Here is an 18,865-nt window from a genome sequence, read left to right as displayed (position 1 = left end):
TCCGTCCCTCAGGCCGCGCCGTAGTTGTTGTCAAGGAGGTCGAACAGCTCGTCGGCGGTGGCCGCCCCGAGGTCGCCGTCGTCGGCGACCGGCGTGGCGGTGTCGTTCCACCGGCGGGCCAGGTTGTTCAGCCGGGTGGTGATCTCCCTGCCGGCCCCGGCGTCCGGGGTGAGCGCCGCGAGGGCGGCCTCCAGCCGGGTCAGCTCGGCGAGGATCTGTCCGCCCGCGTCGGTCTCCGGGCACAGCTCCTCGACGAGCAGGTCGGCCAGCGCGTTCGGGGTGGGCCGGTCGAAGACCACGGTGGGTGGGAGCGGCACGCCGGTGGCGGCACGCAGTTGGTTACGGAACTGCACGGCCAGCATCGAGTCGAAGCCGCTGTCGGAGAACGCCTGGCCGGCGCGGACGGCCCGGCGGTCGGCGTGGCCGAGGACCGCGGCGGCGTGCTCGACGACGAGGTCCAGCAGCAGCTTGTGGCGGGCCGGCGCGTCCAGCGGGCGCAGCCGGTCGGTGAGCGCGGACGCGGAGGCGGCGCCCTCCCCCGGTGTCGTGCGCAGCGCCTGCGCGACCTCGGGCAGCTCCCGCATCAGGCCCAGCGCGCGGCGGCCCGGCACGGACGCGACCAGCCGCGCCAGGTCGAGGTCGGCGATGACCGCGACCGTCTCGTCGCGGTCGAGGAGCCGTTCCAGCAGCGCGCTGACCGTGGCGGGGGCCAACGGCCGGTCACCGCCGCCGGCCGGACGCCCGTCCTGGCCGCCGACGGCCACCACGAGGGCGTGCGCGCCCCGGTCGCGGCGACGCTGGGCGAGGGCCTGCACGCCGGCGTAGCCGGCGGTGGACGCGGCCCGCCGGGCCGAGCCCCAGATCCCGCTGAGCGGGGTTACCACGACGAAGGTCGCCTTGTCGTCGTCGGCGTCGAGTCGTTCGTCGAGCTCGCGGACGCCGGACAGCGTCCGGCGCACGGTCTCGTCGAGCTCGGCGGTGGTGAGCGTGGTCAGGGTGGCGCCCGGCTCGTCCGGCGCGGCGACGTGCAGCGCGATCGCCGGTGACCCGGGCGGCGGCTGCCCGCCGACGGTCAGCTCGGCGCCGAGGCCGGACAGCTCCGCGCGCAGGGCGGCCACGGCATCCGGGGCGGCCGGCTCGCCGGTGACGACGGCGACGTGCGTGACGCCGCGACCGGCCAGCCAGCGGGCCAGCTCGGCGGTGAGGTCGGTGAGGGCGCCGGCGATCAGGGCGAGTCCGCCGCCGGGCGCCCAGTCGCGGCGGCGCGGCCCGGCGGGCAGGTCGGCGTCGACCAGTCGGCGCGCGTACCCGCCGCCCGGACGCAGCGCCATCTGGTCCTCGCCGTGCCCGCCGGCCAGGACGGCCGCGAGCTGGTCGGCGTCGCCCACGCCGGTCAGGTCGACCAGGCCGCCCCAGCGGGCGTCCTGTTCCAGGAGCATCACCTGACCCAGCCCCCAGACCGGCGTCTGGGCGGGCTCGGCGAGCGGCTCACCGGCCACCGAGACCGCGCCGGTGGTGACGCACCACAGCGGCGCGGTGAGACCCCGCCGGTCGAGACGCTGGAGCAGCCGGACGGTCGACGCGGCCGTACCGTCGAGGGCCAGCAGGGACAGCACGCCCGCCGGTGTCGCGAGGTCGGCGTCCAGGGTGGTGATCCGCGGTGTCGCTCCGGCGCGGCGCAGCGCGTCCCGGACGGCGACCGCCACCGGGTGGTCGGTGTGCCCGTCGGGGACCACCACCGCCCAGTCGCCGGCGAGCCGGCCGTCGCCGGCCTCCGGCATCGGCCGCCACCGGGTGCGGTACAGCCTGGCCCGGACGGCGCCGCCGTTGGCGGACCCGTGCCGTCCGCTGGTGGGCAGCCAGTAGCGCTGGTGGTCGAACGGATAGCTGGGCAGCGCGACCGCGCCGCCCGGCACACCGCCGGTGGACGCGACATCGGTGGAGGCGCCGCCGGTGGACGCGGCATCGGTGGACGCGCCACCGGTGGACGCGACATCAGTGGACGCGACATCGGTCGGCCAGGACACCGGCGCGCCGTCGCACCAGGCTTCGCCGAGCGCGGCGAGCAGGCGGGGCAGTCCGCCGTCGTCGCGGCGCAGCGTGCCGAGCGCGGTGACCTGCCGGCCGTCCGCCTCGGCGGTGTCGAGGACCCCGGCGACCAGCACCGGGTGCGCCGAGGTCTCCACGAACCGGGTGAACCCGGCGTCGAGCAGCCGCCGGGTGGCGGCGGCGAACTCGACGGGCTCACGCAGGTTGCGGTACCAGTACCCGGCGGTGAGCGCCGGGCCGTCGATCGCCTCACCGGTCACCGTGGAGTAGATCGGGACACCGGTCGGGGTGGGGCGCACGTCGGCGAGCGCGGTGAGCAGCTCGTCGCGGACCCGTTCGACCTGGGCGGAGTGGGCGGCGTAGTCGACCGGGATCCGGCGGGCGCGGACGCCGTCGCGTTCGCACGCGGCGACGAGCTGGTCGAGGGCGGCGGGCGTGCCGGCGACGACGACCGCGCCGGGGCCGTTGACCGCGGCGACGTCGGCGTCCAGCGACGCCACGAGCCGCTCGGCGCGCGCCCGACCGGTGGCGAGCGAGACCATGCCGCCGTCGCCGGACAGGGCCCGCAGGGCCCGGCTGCGCAGCGCGACGATCCGCGCACCGTCGTCGAGACCCAACGCCCCCGCCACCACCGCCGCCGCGATCTCACCCTGCGAATGCCCCACCACCGCGTCCGGCGCCACACCGTACGACCACCACACCGCCGCCAACGACACCATCACCGCAAACAACACCGGCTGCACCACATCCACCCGGTCCAACCCCTCACCCGACCGCAACAACCCGATCAACGACCACTCCACGAACGGCGCGAGCGCCGCCTCACACTCAGCCATCCGACCGGCGAACACCGGCGACTCGTCGAGAAGCTCCCGGGCCATACCGGCCCACTGCGAACCCTGCCCGGGAAAGACGAAGACCGTACGGCCCGGGCTGACGTCGCCGCGCGCCGCGCCGGCGGTGGCCCGTCCGGCCGCGAGATCGGTCAGGGAGCGCGCCAACGCGTCCCGGTCGACGCCGACGGCGACAGCCCGCACGCCGAACGCCGGGCGGGTGGTGACCAGCGCGTGGGCGACCGCGGCGGGCGTGAGCCCGGGTTCGGCGTCCAGGTGGGCGGCGAGCCGGCCGGCCCAGGCGCGCAGCGCCGTCTCGGTACGCGCGGACAGCGGCAGCGCCACCGGGCCGGCGGGCCGGTCGACGGGGGACGCCGGGGTGGTGGGCGCCTCTTCGAGGATGACGTGGGCGTTGGTGCCGCTCATGCCGAACGCCGAGACCCCGGCCCGACGCGGCCGGCCGTCCTCGGCGGTCCACGGCCGCGCCTCGGTGAGCAGCTCCAGCTCACCGGCCGACCAGTCGACCCGGCTGGTGACCTCGTCGACGTGCAGGGTGCGGGGCAGCAGCCGGTGCCGCAGCGCCTGGACCGTCTTGATGATCCCGGCGACGCCGGCCGCCGCCTGGGTGTGCCCGATGTTGGACTTGAGCGAGCCGAGCCGCAGCGGCCCCCGGCCGGCGCGGTCCTGCCCGTACGTGGCGAGCAGCGCCTGCGCCTCGACCGGGTCGCCGAGCACGGTGCCGGTGCCGTGCGCCTCGACCGCGTCGACGTCCGCGGTCGACAGGCCGGCGTTGGCGAGCGCCTGCCGGATGACCCGCTGCTGGGCGAGGCCGTTGGGGGCGGTGAGCCCGTTGGACGCGCCGTCCTGGTTGACCGCGCTGCCGCGTACCACGGCGAGGACGGGGTGGCCGTGGCGGCGGGCGTCGGCGAGCCGTTCGACGACGAGCATGCCGACCCCCTCGCCCCAGCCGGTGCCGTCGGCGGCCTCGGCGAACGAGCGGCACCGCCCGTCCGGGGAGAGGCCGCGCTGCCTGCTGAACTCGACGAACACGTCCGTGCTGGCCATCACGGCGACGCCGCCGACGAGCGCGAACGCGCACTCCCCGGCGCGCAGCGCCTGCCCCGCCAGGTGCAGGGCGACAAGCGACGAGGAGCAGGCGGTGTCGAGCGTGACGGCTGGCCCCTCCAGCCCGAGTTGGTACGCGATGCGCCCGGACGCGACCGCGGTTACGTTGCCGGCGAGCAGGTGGCCCTCGACGTCGGTGGTGTCCGCCCCGGTGCCGTAGCCCTGCCCGGCGAGCCCGACGAACACGCCGCCGGCGGTGTTCCGGACCCGGGTGGGGTCCATTCCGGCGCGTTCCAGGGCCTCCCACGCGGTCTCCAGCAGCAGCCGCTGCTGCGGGTCCATGGCCAGCGCCTCGCGCGGGCTGATGCCGAAGAAGGCGGCGTCGAAGTCACCGGCGTCGGTCAGGAAGCCACCGCCGGCGGCGTAGAACGTGCCGGGGCGTTCCGGGTCCGGGTGGTAGCGGGCCGCCAGGTCCCAGCCCCGGTCGGCGGGCAGCGGCCCGATGGCGTCGACCTCGTCGGCGACCAGCGTCCACAGGTCCTCGGGGCTGCGGACGCCGCCCGGGAACCGGCAGGCCATGCCGACGATCGCGAGCTGCTCGGCCGGGTCGACGCCGACGGCGGCCCCGCCGACCGGGGCGACGGCCGGGCCGGCGCCGGTGAGCAGGGCGTGCAGGTGCGCGGCGAGCGCGTCCGCCGTGGGATGGTCGAACGTCAGCGTGACGGGCAGCGTGAGGCCGGTGGCCGCGCCGAGTCGGTTGCGCAGGTCGACGCTGGTGAGCGAGTCGAAACCGAGGTCGTGCAGCGGCCGGTCGGCCGCCAGCCGGTGGCCGGCGTCGTGGCCGAGCGCGGCGGCCGCCTCGGCGACGACCAGCTCCCGCAGCACGGCGTGCTGCTCGGCGGTGGGCCGGGCGGCGAAGCGCCGCTGCCAGTCGGTGCCGGCCACGGTGGCGGGCTCGGGCTCGACGGCCGGGGCCAGGCCCCGCAGCAGCGGGCTGGGCCGGCCCACCGTGAAGGTCGGCAGGAAACGCGGCCAGTCGACGTCCGCGACGACCACGTTCGTCTCCCCGGCGTCGACGGCCTGGCGCAGCGCGGCCAGGGCGACGGCCGGACGCAGCCCGTTCAGACCGTGGCGGCGCAGGTGTCGGCCCGTCTCGCCGCGGGCCATGCCGAGGTCGGCCCAGGGTCCCCACGCCACGGACGTGGCGGGCAGGCCACGGGCCCGGCGGCGCTCGGCGAGCGCGTCGAGGTGGGCGTTGGCGGCGGCGTAGCCGCTCTGCCCGCCGCTGCCCCAGGTCGCGGCGATCGAGGAGAACAGCACGAACGCGTCGAGCGGCACGCCGTCGAGCAGCTCGTCGAGGTGGGACGCGGCGGCGGCCTTGCCGGCCAGCTCGACGGCGGTCCGGTCCCGGTCGCCGACGCGGGCGTCGATGCGCTCGACCGAGACGGTCCCGGCGGCGTGGAAGACCGCGCGGGGCAGGTCGCCGGCCGTGCGCAGGCCGTCGATCAGGGCGGCGAGCGCGTCCCGGTCGGCCACGTCGCAGGCCGCCACGGTCACCCGCGCGCCGGGGATCTCCGGCGGGTCACCACCGCTGCGGCCGACCAGCACCAGGTGTTCCGCCCCGGCGGCGGCCAGCTCGCGGGCGAGGAGCGTGCCGACGCCACCGGTGCCGCCGGTGATCAGGACGGTGCCGGTCGGGGTCCACCGGGGTCCGGCCGGCACGGGGGCGGCGGCGCGGACGAGCCGCCGACCGTACGCGCCGTCCGGGCGGACCGCGATCTGGTCCTCGTCGCCGAAGCCGCCGGCCAACGCGGCGGCGAGCAGCCGCAGGGCGGCGGCGTCGGGCTCGGCGGGCAGGTCGACCAGGCCGCCCCAGCGGTCCGGGTGTTCCAGGGCGGCGACCCGGCCCAGCCCCCAGAGCTGCGCCTGCCCCGGGTCGGGCGCGGTGTCCTGCGCGACGCCGCGGGTCAGGCACCACAGCGGCGCGGGGCCGCCGGCGCGGATCACGTCCAGGGTCTCGGCGGTCGTGCCGAGCAGCGACAGCACGCCGCTCCAGGGCGTCCGGCCGAGCCGGTCGGCCAGGTCCGGGCCGGGCGGCAGGACCCGCACCTCGGCCCCGTACCCGCGCAGCGCGTCGCCGATCCGGTCGGCGTCCCCGATCAGCGCCCACGGGCCGGTCAGGCGGGGCGTCGCCGGGGCCGGCAGCGGCGCCCAGTCGACGCGGTAGCGCAGGGCGGCCGTCTCGGCGGCCGGGTCCACGGGGGCGGCCGTGGGCCAGAACCGGCGGGCCTGGAACGCGTACGTGGGCAGGTCCACCAGGCGGCCGGCCGGTCGCCAGTCGACCGGCACGCCCCGGACGGCCAGCCCGGCGAGGGCGGCGGCGACCGACGACGCCTCCGGTCGGCCCTTCGGCAGCAGGGTGACCGCGGCCGGGACGCCGTCGGCGGGCAGGCAGGCGGCGAGCGCGCCGGTGAGCACCCCGCCGGGGCCGACCTCGACGTACGTGGTCGCGCCCTCGGCGTGCAGCCGCCGCGCGCCGGCCAGGAAACGGACGGTCCCCCGGGCGTGCCGGACCCAGTGGTCGGCGTCGGCGGCGACCGGCTCGCCGGTCAGGTTCGAGATGACCGGCAGCCGGGGCGGCGCGTGGCGCAGGGTCTCCGCGACCCGCCGGAACTCCGCCAGCATCGGGTCCATCCGCGCGGAGTGGAACGCGTGGCTGACGGTGAGCTCCCGGACGCGCCGTCCGGTGGCGGCGAACCGCCCGGCGACCGCGCGGACGGCCTCGGCGTCGCCGCTGAGCACCACCGCGGTCGGACCGTTGACGGCGGCCACGGCGACGGCGGCGCCGTCGACCGCGGCCCGGACCTCGTCCTCGGTGGCCTCCACCGCGGTCATGACGCCGCCGGCGGGCAGCTCGTCCATCAGCCGGCCGCGCGCGGCGACCAGGGTGGCGGCGTCGGCGAGGTCGAGCACCCCGGCGACGTGCGCGGCCGCGATCTCGCCGACCGAGTGCCCGATCACCAGGTCCGGGTGGACCCCCCGGGAGGCCAGCAGGCGGCACAGGGCGATCTCCAGCGCGAACAGCGCCGGCTGGGTGTAGCGGGTGCGGCGCAGCAGCGCGGCCCGCTCGCCGCCCTCGGCGGCGAACATGACGTCGATCAGCGGCGCGTCGAGGTGCGGGGCGAGGTGGGCCAGCGCCTCGTCGAGCGCGTCGGCGAAGACCGGCTCGGCCCGGTACAGCTCGGCGCCGGCGGCGGCGAACTGGCTGCCCTGGCCGGGGAAGAGGAACGCGGTGCGGCCGGGGCCGGCGGCCACGCCGGTCAGCAGGGCCGGGGCGGGCTCGCCGGCGGCGAGCGCGGCGAGCGCCGTACCGGCCTCGGCGTCGTCGTGCCGCAGGACGGCGGCGCGGTGCCGCAGGGCGGCCCGGCCGGTGGCGAGCGTGTACGCCACGTCGGTCAGGTCGGCCGGCGCGACGGTGAGGTGGTCCCGGAGCCGGACGGCCTGGGCGCGGAGCGCGTCCGGGTCGGCGGCGGACAGCAGCAGCGGGGTCGGCAGCGTCCCGGCGGGCGACGCGGCGGGCCCGTCGGCGGGCCCGTCGGCGGGCGGCGCCTCCTCGACGATCACGTGGGCGTTGGTGCCGGAGATGCCGAACGACGACACGCCCGCGCGGCGGGGCCGGTCACCGGACGGCCACGGGGTCGCGTCGGTCAGCAGCCGCAGGCCGGAGCCGGCCCAGTCGAGGTGCGGGGTGGGGACGTCGGCGTGCAGGGTGGGCGGCAGCGTCGCGTGGCGCAGCGCCAGCACCATCTTGATCACTCCGGCGACGCCGGCGGCGGCCTGGGTGTGACCGATGTTCGACTTGAGCGCGCCGATCCACAGCGGACGCTGCGGGTCGTGCTCCACCCCGTACACGGCCTGGAGGGCCCGGGCCTCGATCGGGTCGCCGAGCCCGGTGCCCGTGCCGTGGGCCTCGACCGCGCCGACGTCGGCGGCGGTGATGCCGGCCGCGCCGAGGGCGGCCCGGATGACCTGCTGTTGGGCGGCGCCGCTGGGGGCGGTGAGGCCGTTGCTGGCCCCGTCCTGGTTGACCGCGGTGCCGGTGAGCAGCGCCAGCACCCGGTGGCCGTGCCGGCGGGCGTCGGAGAGCCGTTCGAGCAGCAGGATGCCGGCGCCCTCGGCCCAGGCGGTGCCGTCCGCGGCGGCGGAGAACGGCTTGCACCGGCCGTCCGGGGCGAGACCGCCCTGCCGGCTGAACTCGACGAACACGGTCGGGCTGCTCATCACGGTGACGCCACCGGCGAGGGCCTGCTCGCATTCGCCGTGCCGCAGGGCCTGGGCGGCGAGGTGCAGGGTGACAAGCGACGACGAGCAGGCGGTGTCGAGGGTGATGGCCGGGCCGTCGAGACCGAGCGTGTAGGCGATCCGCCCGGACAGCACGCTCGCGCTGGTGCCGGTGAGGACGTGGCCCTCGACGTCGCCGTCGGTCTCGGCGAGCCGGTCGGCGTAGTCCTGGCCGTTGGTGCCGACGAACACGCCGACGGGTCGGCCGCGCAGCGTGGCCGGGTCGATGCCGGCGTGCTCGACGGCCTCCCACGACGTCTCCAGCAGCAGCCGTTGCTGCGGGTCCATGGCCAGCGCCTCGCGGGGCGAGATGCCGAAGAACCCGGCGTCGAAGTCGGCGGCGTCGGTCAGGAACCCGCCCCGGCGGCTGTAGGTGGTGCCGGGGCGGACCCGGTCGGGGTCGTAGAGCCGGTCGGTGTCCCAGCCACGGTCGGCGGGCCAGTCGGTGGTGGCGTCGCGGCCCTGTGCGAGCAGGTCCCAGAACGCGTCGGGCCCGCGTGCCCCACCGGGGTACCGGCAGCCGATGCCGACCACGGCGATCGGCTCGTCGACGGCGGCGCGGGTCACCGGCCCGGCCGGCGCGGAGGCGGTGGTGACGCCGCCGAGGGCGGTCGCCAGGTGTTCGGCGAGCGCGGCCGGCGTGGCGTGGTCGAAGACCAGCGTGGTCGGCAGCCGCAGCCCGGTGACGTCGGCGAGCCGGTTGCGCAGGGCGACGGCGTTGAGCGAGTCGAAGCCGGTCTCGGCGAACGCGCGGGCCGGGTCCACCGCGGCGGCGCTGTCGTGGCCGAGCACCCGGGCGGTCAGCTCCCGGACCAGCTCGGCGACGGCGCGCCGCTGTTCGAGGGCGGGCAGCGTGGCGAGCCGGGCCCGCCAGGTCGAGTGGTCGGTGGCCGGGGTGGCGGGGCCGGTGAGGTCACCGAGCAGCGCGCCGGCGCGCATCCGTCCCGAGGCGGTGAACCGGGGCCAGTCCACGTCGGCGACGACCGCGTGACCCGGGCCGGCGGCGAGGATCCGGCCGAGCACGCCGAGCGCGGCGTCGGGGTCCATCGCCCGGACCCCGGCGTCGCCGAGCTGGTCGGTGGCGGCCCGGCCGACCATGCCGGGCCCGGCCCAGAGACCCCAGGCCACCGAGGTCGCCGACGTGCCGGCGGCGAACGCGTCGAGGGCGGCGTTGGCGGCGGCGTAGTTGGCCTGCCCGGGGCTGCCGAGGACGCCGCTGAGCGAGGAGAACACCACGAACGCGTCGAGGTCGGCGCCGGCGGTGGCGTGCCGCAGGTTCTCCGCGCCGGCGAGCTTGCCGCGCAGCACGGCGGCGACCCGGTCCGGGGTGAGGTCCCCGAGCAGGCCGTCGTCGAGGACGCCGGCGGTGTGGAACACCGCGCTCAGCGGCCACTCGGCCGGGATGCCGGCCAGGGTCGCGGCGAGTTCGTCGCGGTCGGCCACGTCGGTGGCGGCGATCGTCACCGTGGCCCCGAGCCCGGTCAGCTCCGCGCGCAGGTCGGCGGCGCCTGGCGCGTCCGGGCCGCGCCGGCTGAGCAGCAGCAGGTGCGGTACGCCGGCGGTGGCGAGGCGGCGGGCCAGGTGGGCGCCGAGACCGCCGGTGCCGCCGGTGACCAGCACGGTGCCGGTGGTGGGCCAGCGTTCCCCGGTGGCGGGCGCGGCGGCCGGCAGCAGCCGGCGGCCGTACACGCCGGTCGCCCGGACCGCGACGTGGTCCTCGTCGCCGACGGCGGCCAGGACGGCGCGCAGCCGGGTGGCGCTGCGCTCGTCCAGCGTCGCCGGCAGGTCGACCAGGCCGCCCCAACGGTCGGCGTGTTCCAGCGCCATGGTGCGGCCGAGCCCGGCGACGGCGGCCTGGGCGGGCGGGCCGGGCTGCTCGCCGAAGCCGATCGTGGCGACCCCACGGGTGGTCAGCCACAGCGGGGCCGTGACGCCCGCGTCGCTGAGGGCCTGACCGAGGGCGAGGGTGAGGGCCACCCCGCCGGGCAGCTCCGGCCGCCCCGGGTACGGGCGCGCCTCGTCGGCGAGCATCGAGAGCACCCCGGCGACCGGGCGGTCGGCGACCGTGGCGCGCAGGAGGGTGGCCAGCGTGGCCCGGTCGGCGTCGAGGGCGACGGTGATCCGGGTGTGGTCCAGCCCGGCGGGCGGTTCGGCGTCCTCGGGGGCCAGCACGAGCCAGTGGCCGGTCGGCGTGGCCGGGTCGAGCGTCAGCGGCTGCCAGCCGATCCGGTACCGCCACCCGTCGGCGTGGCGGGCGCCGGCCCGGGCGGTCCGCCACGCGGACAGCGCGGGCAGCACCTGGCCGAGGGTGGCGGCGTCGACGCCGAGCGCGTCGGCGAGGTCGGGCAAAGCGTGGTTGTCCAGTTCCCGGAGCAGGTCGTCGTCGTGGCCGGCGGGCCTCGCCGACCGTTCGGGCCAGTAGCGCCGGCGCTGGAACGGGTACGTGGGCAGGGCGACCGGCGCGGCGGTGACGTCGGCGAACTGGGCGGTCCAGTCGACCGGCAGGCCGTGGACCCAGGCTTCGCCGAGGGAGGTGAGCAGTCGTCGCAGTCCGCCCTCGTCGCGGCGCAACGTGCCGAACGCGGCGACCGGCACGCCGGCGTCCCGGGCGGTGTCGTCGACGGCGGCGGTGAGCACCGGGTGCGGGCTCAGCTCGACGAACGTGGTGTGCCCGGAGGTGGCGAGGGCGCGCACCGCCGGGGCGAACGCGACGGTCTGCCGGAGATTGCGGTACCAGTAGTCGGCGTCGAGCGTGGCGGTGTCGACCCACGCGCCGTCCACAGTGGACCAGAAGGGCGTGCCGCCGCTGGCGGGGGTGAGCCCGGCCAGGGCGGCGAGCAGGTCGTCGCGGAGCTGTTCGACGTGCGGGGAGTGCGAGGCGTAGTCGACGTCGATCCGGCGGGCGCGGACCCCGTCGGCGGCGCAGCGCCCCAGCAGCTCGGCCAGGTCGTCGGCGGGACCTGCCACCACGGTCGCCGCCGGGCCGTTGACGGCCGCGACGCAGACCCGGCCGGCGAACGGCGCGATCAGCCGCTCGGTGGCCTCGACCGGGCTGGGGATCGAGGCCATGCCGCCCCGGCCGGCGATGCGCGCGATGGCCCGGCTGCGCAGCGCGACGACCTTCGCGCCGTCGGCGAGGGTGAGGCCGCCGGCGACGACGGCCGCCGCGACCTCGCCCTGACTGTGGCCGAGGACCGCGTCGGGCTCGATGCCGTAGGAGCGCCACACCGCGGCGAGTGAGACCAGCACCGAGAACAGCGCCGGCTGTACGACGTCCACCCGGTCCCAGGTCCCGCCGTCGCGGACGAGCCCGGTCAGCGACCAGTCGACGTACGGCGCGAGGGCGGCCTCGCAGGCGGCCATCCGGTCGGCGAAGACCGGGGACTCGTCGAGCAGGTCCCGGGCCATGCCGGCCCACTGCGAGCCCTGGCCGGGGAAGACGAACACGACGGACCCGGGGTCGCCGGCCCGGCCCCGGACCGCGGCGTCCAGCGTGGCGGCGGTGTCCGGCGTGGCGGCGGTGTCCGGCGTGGCGGCGGCGAGCGCGTCGCGGTCACCGACGAGCACCGCGCGGTGGTCGAAGGTGGCCCGGGTGGTGACCAGGGCGTGCGCGAGGTCGAACGGCTCGATGCCGTCCCGCAGCAGCGGCAGGATCTGCCCGGCCTGGTCGTGCAGGGCCTGCGCGGTGTGGCCGGAGATCGGCACGGCCACCGGTCGGGACGGCGGCGGGGTCCGCTCGACGGGCGGGAGCGTGGGCGGTTCCTCGAGGATGACGTGGGCGTTGGTCCCACTGATCCCGAACGACGACACCCCCGCCCGCCGCACCCGCGACCCACCACCCGGCCACGCCACCTCCGACACCAACAACGACACCCCACCCGACCAATCCACCAACCCCGACGGCTCACCCACATGCAACGACCGCGGCAACACCCCATGCCCAAACGCACCAATCAACTTCACAATCCCCGCCACCCCCGCAGCCGCCTGCGTATGACCAATATTCGACTTCACCGACCCCAACCACAACGGCACACCACCCACCCGACCCCGCCCATACGTCGCCACCAACGCCTCCGCCTCAATCGGATCCCCCAACCGCGTCCCCGTCCCATGCCCCTCCACCACATCCACATCCCCCACACCCAAACCCGCATCCACCAACGCCGCCCGAATCACCCGCTGCTGCGCCACCCCACTCGGCGCCGTCAACCCATTCGACGCCCCATCCTGATTAACCGCAGAACCCCGCACCACCGCCAACACCCGCCGCCCCTGCGCCACCGCATCCGACAACCGCTGCACCACCAACACACCCACACCCTCCGACCAACCCGTACCATCCGCCGACGCCGAAAACGACTTACACCGACCATCGGCCGCCAACCCACCCTGCCGCGAAAACTCCACAAACGCCGTCGGCCGCGCCATCACCGTCACCCCACCCACCAACGCCAACCCACACTCACCACGCCGCAACGACTGCCCCGCCAAATGCAACGCCACCAACGACGACGAACACGCCGTATCCACCGTCACCGCCGGACCCTCCAACCCCAACAAAAACGACACCCGCCCCGAAATCACCGACCCCAAATTCCCCACCATCTGATGCCCATCCACCACCACCCCCCGCTCCTCCAACACCCACTCATAATCCCGATAAAACGCCCCCACAAAAACCCCCGTCGCCGAACCCCGCAACGACCGAGGATCAAAACCCGCCCCCTCCAACGCCTCCCACGCCACCTCCAACACCAACCGCTGCTGCGGATCCATCGCCAACGCCTCACGCGGCGAAATCCCAAAAAACTCCGCATCAAAATCCGCCACACCATCCAAAAACCCACCCTCCCCCGCCACCGACGAACCCGCCAACCCCACCAAATCCCACCCACGATCCACCGGAAAACCCGACACCCCATCCCCACCCGACACCACCAAATCCCACAACCCCTCCGCCGACACCACCCCACCCGGAAAACGACACCCCACCCCCACCACCGCCAACGGCTCCGACACCAACCCCCGCAACTCACGATTCACCCGCCGCAACCGCGAAACCTCACGCACCGAATCCCGCAACGCACCCACCAACACATCCCGAGACTCCCCACCACCAACCATCACCACTCCACCCCCTCAGTCGCCAAACGAATCAAATCCCCCACACCCAGACCATCGACATCGGCATCCGGGTCGTCACCGCCCGCGGTCGCGTTGGTGGGCCGGTCGGCGGGGCGGGACCCCACCAGGGCGAGCAGGTCGGGCAGGAGCCCGGCCGCGCGCAACCGCTCCACCGGCAGGGCGGCGAGGTCACGACGGAACCGCTCCTCGTCGAAGGCGTCGGGCCCGGTCGGTGCGAACACGATCTCGCCGAGCAGCAGTCGGGCCAGGGCAGCCGGGGTCGGATGGTCGAACACCACCGTCGGGGCCAGCGGGACGCCGGTGGCCCGGACCAGGGCGTTACGCAGCTCCAGCGCGGTGAGCGAGTCGACGCCGAGATCGGTGAACGTCCGTTCCGCCGGCACCTGGGCGGGCCCGGGATGGTTGAGCACGGTGGCCGCCTCGGCGCGGACCACGTCGGTGAGCGCCTTGTGCCGCTTCGCCGGGCTCAGCGTGGCGAGCCGTCGCTTCAGGGCGTCGGCCCCGGCGGGGCGGTCGCGGGACGCGCGCCGGCTCGGGGCCAGCCCACGCAGCAGCGCCGGGGCGTCCGCGCCGAGCGCGCCGGTGTCCAGCCGCAGCGGCACGACATGGGCGGGAGCGCCGGTCAGCGCCGCGTCGAACAGCCGCAGCCCGTCGGCGGCGTCGAGCACGCCGATACCGCTGCGGGCGACCCGGGCCAGGTCGGCTGCGCCGAGCCCGGCGGCCATGCCCGCCTCGGCCCACGCTCCCCAGCCCAGGGACAGCGCGGCGTCGCCGGCGGCGCGCCGCCGCCGGGCCAGCGCGTCCAGGAACGCGTTGGCCGCCGCGTAGCCGGCCTGCCCGGCGGTGCCGACCACGCCGGCGACGGAGGAGAACAGCACGAACGCGGTGAGGCCGGCGTCCCGGGTCAACTCGTGCAGGTGCCAGGCGGCGTCCACCTTGGGCCGCAGGACCGTGTCGAGCCGTTGCGGGGTGAGCGCGCCGACGACCCCGTCGTCGAGCACGCCGGCGGCGTGCACCACCGCGGTCAGCGGACGGTCGGCGGGGATCGTGGCGAGCAGCGCGGTGAGCGCGTCCCGGTCGGCGACGTCGCAGCCGGCGACGGTGACGTCCGCGCCGAGACCGGTCAGGTCGGCGCGCAGGTCGTCCGCGCCGGGGGCGTCCGGGCCGCGCCGGCTCACCAGCAGCAGGTTCCGTACGCCGTGCGCGGCGACCAGGTGACGGGCGACGGCGTGGCCCAGCGCGCCGGTCGCGCCGGTGACCAGGACCGTGCCGTGCTCGGGCCACGACACCGGCGCAGCGGTCGCCGGGTCGGCGGTCGCCGGGCCGGACGCGCCGAGCCGGGCGGCGAGCAGCACGCCCTCGCGCAGCAGCAGTTGGGGCTCGTCGAGACCGAGGACGCCGGGGAGCGCCGCGACGGAGCCGGGCGAGCCGTCCACGTCCACCACGACGAACCGGCCCGGGTTCTCGGTGGCCGCGGTCAGCAGCAGCCCACGGGCGGCGGCCGCGGGCAGGTCGTCACCGGTGGTGGCGTCGCGGGTGACCACGACCAGCGGGGCGACGCCGAACCGATCGTCGGCGATCCACGCCTGGGCCTGGGCGAGCGCGTGGTGGCAGACGGCGTGCGCCGCGTCGGCCTCGCCCCCCACCGGGGCGGCGGCACCCGCCACCACGCCGGCCCCGTTCGCCGCGCCGGCCCCGTCCGCCACCGTGACGGCGTCGCCGGCCACCGCGCCGGGACCATCCACCGCCGCGCCGACGTCAGGTCCCGCCGGGTCGAGGACCAGCAGGACGGCGTCCGGGGCGCCGGTCACCGCGCCCAGGTCGGGGTACCTGACCACGTTGGGCAGCGCCGCCGCGAGACCGCGGTCGTCGCCGACCACCGCCCAGGAGGCGGCCGGGTCGGTGGGCCCGGCCGGGACGGGCGTCCAGTTCACCTCGTACAGCGCGCCGGCCTGGGCGGTGGACTCGCGCAGGGTCAGCGAGGCGACCGTGGCCACCGGCCGTCCGGCGGTGTCGGTGAGGGTCAGCGACACCGCGTCCGGACCGGTCGGGGTGATCCGGGCCCGCACGGCGGAGACGCCGGTGGCGAGCCGACGCACCCCGGCCCACCCGAACGGCAGGCGGGTCACGCCGGTGGCCGGCCGGTCGCCCAGGTCGATGGCGTGCAGCGTCGCGTCGAGCAGAGCCGGGTGCAGACCGAAGCCCGGGTCGACGTCGGCGAGGCCGACCTCGGCGTACACCTCGCCCTGGTGTCGCCAGGCGGCCCGCAGGTTGCGGAACGCGGGCCCGTAGCGCAGGCGTCGGGCGGCGAGCTCGTCGTACCAGCCGGTCAGGTCGACGGGCTCGGCGTCGGCCGGGGGCCAGTCGCCGTCGCCGTCCGGGACGGTCGCGTCGCCGGCGGAGGTGGAGGCGGCGCCGGCCGCGACCGGCCGCCAGTCCGGCGCGCCGGCCGGCCGGGCGTGCACGGACACCGTCCGGCGGCCGTCGACGCCGGCCTCGCCGACGGAGACCTGCACGTCCGCGCCGTCGGGCTCGGCCAGCGTGAGCGGCGCCACCATGACCAGCTCGTCGAGCGTGTCGGCGCCGACCCGCTCGGCCGCGTGGAGGACGATCTCGACCAGGCCGGACCCCGGGAACACCAGGCTGTCACCGACCCGGTGGTCGGCGAGCCACGGCTGCGCGCCCAGCGAGATCCGGCCGGTGAGCAGCGCCGCGTCGGCGCCGGCGGGACGCACGGCGGCCGACAGCCAGGGGTGGCCGATCGGGTCGAGGCCGAAACCTGTCGCGTCGGCGCTGCGCACGACACCGCCGTCGGGCCAGTAGCGGCGCCGGCGGAACACGGAGGTGGGCAGGTCGACGTGAGCGCCCCCGCCGGGGAACAGCGCGGTCCAGTCCACGGTGGACCCGCGGGCCTGGAGGGTGGCCAGCGCGGTCACCAGCGCGGCGTGCCCGGACCGGTCCCTGCGCTGGGCGGCGACGAAGACGGCGTCCGGGGCGCACTCGGGCCCCAGGACGGTGAGGGCGGCGTCCGGACCGATCTCCAGGAACGTCCCGGCCCCGGCGGCGCGCAGGTCGCGGACGGCGTCGCCGAAACGCACGGTGTCCCGCAGGTGCCGGACCCAGTGTTCGGCCGTGTCGACCCGGCCGGTGGACCCGACCGGCAGGGTCGGCGGGTGGTAGGTGAGGCTCTCGGCGACGGTACGGAACTCGTCGAGCACCGGGTCCATCCGCGGCGAGTGGAACGCGTGGCTGACCCGCAGCCGCCGGATCCGGCGCCCGCGCCCGGCGAGCACGTCGGCGATCCGCAGGACGGCGTCCTCGTCACCGCTGAGCACCACCGACCACGGGCCGTTGACGGCGGCGACCGCCACCCGGTCCCCGTACCCGGTCAGCAGGTCGACGACGGCGGACTCCGGGGCGCGGACGGAGACCATCGCGCCGCCCCCGGGCAGGGACTGCATGAGGCGGGCGCGGGCGGTGACGAGGGTGACCGCGTCGGGCAGGGAGAGCACGCCGGCGACATGGGCGGCGGTGATCTCGCCGATCGAGTGGCCGGCGACCCGACGCGGCCGGATCCCGGCGTGCCGCAGCAGCGCGACGAGCGCCACCTCGAACGCGAACAGACTCGGCTGGGTGTAGATCGTCCGGTCCAGGTCCTGCTGGCTGCCGTGGGTGAGGACGTCGCCCAGCGGTCGACCGAGCCGGTCGCCGAACGCGGCGCACACCTCGTCGAGCGCGGCGGCGAACACCGGGTGGCGGGCGGCGAGGTCGCGGCCCATGCCGGCGTGCTGCGCGCCCTGCCCGGTGAACAGGAACGCCAGATCGCCGCCGTCGCCCGGCGCCCCGACCAGGACGCGGGGGTTCGTGCCCCCGTCGGCCAGGACGGCGAGGTCGTCGAGCAGGCCGGCGCGGTCGTCGCCGACGACCACGGCCCGGTACGGCAGCAGGGCGCGCGTGGTGACCAGGGCGCGCATCACGTCGGCCGGGTGGTCGTGCGGGCGGGCGAGCAGATGGGCGTGCAGGCGGGCGGCCTGTTCCCGCAGGGCGGCCCCGCTGGCCGCCGAGACCGGCCACACCATGGTCTCCGGCGCGTCCGTGCGCGGCGGCACGACCGCCGCCGGGGGTGGCTCCTCGAGGATGACGTGGGCGTTGGTCCCACTGATCCCGAACGACGACACCCCCGCCCGCCGCACCCGCGACCCACCACCCGGCCACGCCACCTCCGACACCAACAACGACACCCCACCCGACCAATCCACCAACCCCGACGGCTCACCCACATGCAACGACCGCGGCAACACCCCATGCCCAAACGCACCAATCAACTTCACAATCCCCGCCACCCCCGCAGCCGCCTGCGTATGACCAATATTCGACTTCACCGACCCCAACCACAACGGCACACCACCCACCCGACCCCGCCCATACGTCGCCACCAACGCCTCCGCCTCAATCGGATCCCCCAACCGCGTCCCCGTCCCATGCCCCTCCACCACATCCACATCCCCCACACCCAAACCCGCATCCACCAACGCCGCCCGAATCACCCGCTGCTGCGCCACCCCACTCGGCGCCGTCAACCCATTCGACGCCCCATCCTGATTAACCGCAGAACCCCGCACCACCGCCAACACCCGCCGCCCCTGCGCCACCGCATCCGACAACCGCTGCACCACCAACACACCCACACCCTCCGACCAACCCGTACCATCCGCCGACGCCGAAAACGACTTACACCGACCATCGGCCGCCAACCCACCCTGCCGCGAAAACTCCACAAACGCCGTCGGCCGCGCCATCACCGTCACCCCACCCACCAACGCCAACCCACACTCACCACGCCGCAACGACTGCCCCGCCAAATGCAACGCCACCAACGACGACGAACACGCCGTATCCACCGTCACCGCCGGACCCTCCAACCCCAACAAAAACGACACCCGCCCCGAAATCACCGACCCCAAATTCCCCACCATCTGATGCCCATCCACCACCACCCCCCGCTCCTCCAACACCCACTCATAATCCCGATAAAACGCCCCCACAAAAACCCCCGTCGCCGAACCCCGCAACGACCGAGGATCAAAACCCGCCCCCTCCAACGCCTCCCACGCCACCTCCAACACCAACCGCTGCTGCGGATCCATCGCCAACGCCTCACGCGGCGAAATCCCAAAAAACTCCGCATCAAAATCCGCCACACCATCCAAAAACCCACCCTCCCCCGCCACCGACGAACCCGCCAACCCCACCAAATCCCACCCACGATCCACCGGAAAACCCGACACCCCATCCCCACCCGACACCACCAAATCCCACAACCCCTCCGCCGACACCACCCCACCCGGAAAACGACACCCCACCCCCACCACCGCCAACGGCTCCGACACCAACCCCCGCAACTCACGATTCACCCGCCGCAACCGCGA

At 76.1% G+C, this 18,865-nt stretch carries 2 protein-coding genes; both read right to left on the bottom strand.

Annotated elements, in window-relative coordinates:
- Window positions 1-8: 8 nt before the first annotated feature.
- Entirely contained in the window at window positions 9-13,415 is a 13,407-nt protein-coding gene (locus tag O7606_RS02935; RefSeq protein ID WP_348651153.1) for a type I polyketide synthase, read from the bottom strand.
- Window positions 13,415-17,665, bottom strand: coding sequence for a type I polyketide synthase (locus O7606_RS02925; RefSeq protein ID WP_281597425.1), 4,251 nt, complete (start codon window positions 17,663-17,665; stop codon window positions 13,415-13,417). Before O7606_RS02925 ends, O7606_RS02935 begins: the two co-directional genes overlap by 1 nt.
- Window positions 17,666-18,865 lie beyond the last annotated feature (1,200 nt).

The organism is Micromonospora sp. WMMD882, from assembly GCF_027497255.1.
In the GTDB taxonomy this organism is placed as follows: domain Bacteria; phylum Actinomycetota; class Actinomycetes; order Mycobacteriales; family Micromonosporaceae; genus Micromonospora.
Note: the sequence above shows the minus strand (reverse complement) of the source record. Positions and strands in the feature narration are given on the sequence as shown.

Bases quoted from the DNA above. Each gene is read 5' to 3' on its own strand.
- O7606_RS02935 (WP_348651153.1), bottom strand. From the start codon at position 13,415: ATGGTTGGTGGTGGGGAGTCTCGGGATGTGTTGGTGGGTGCGTTGCGG.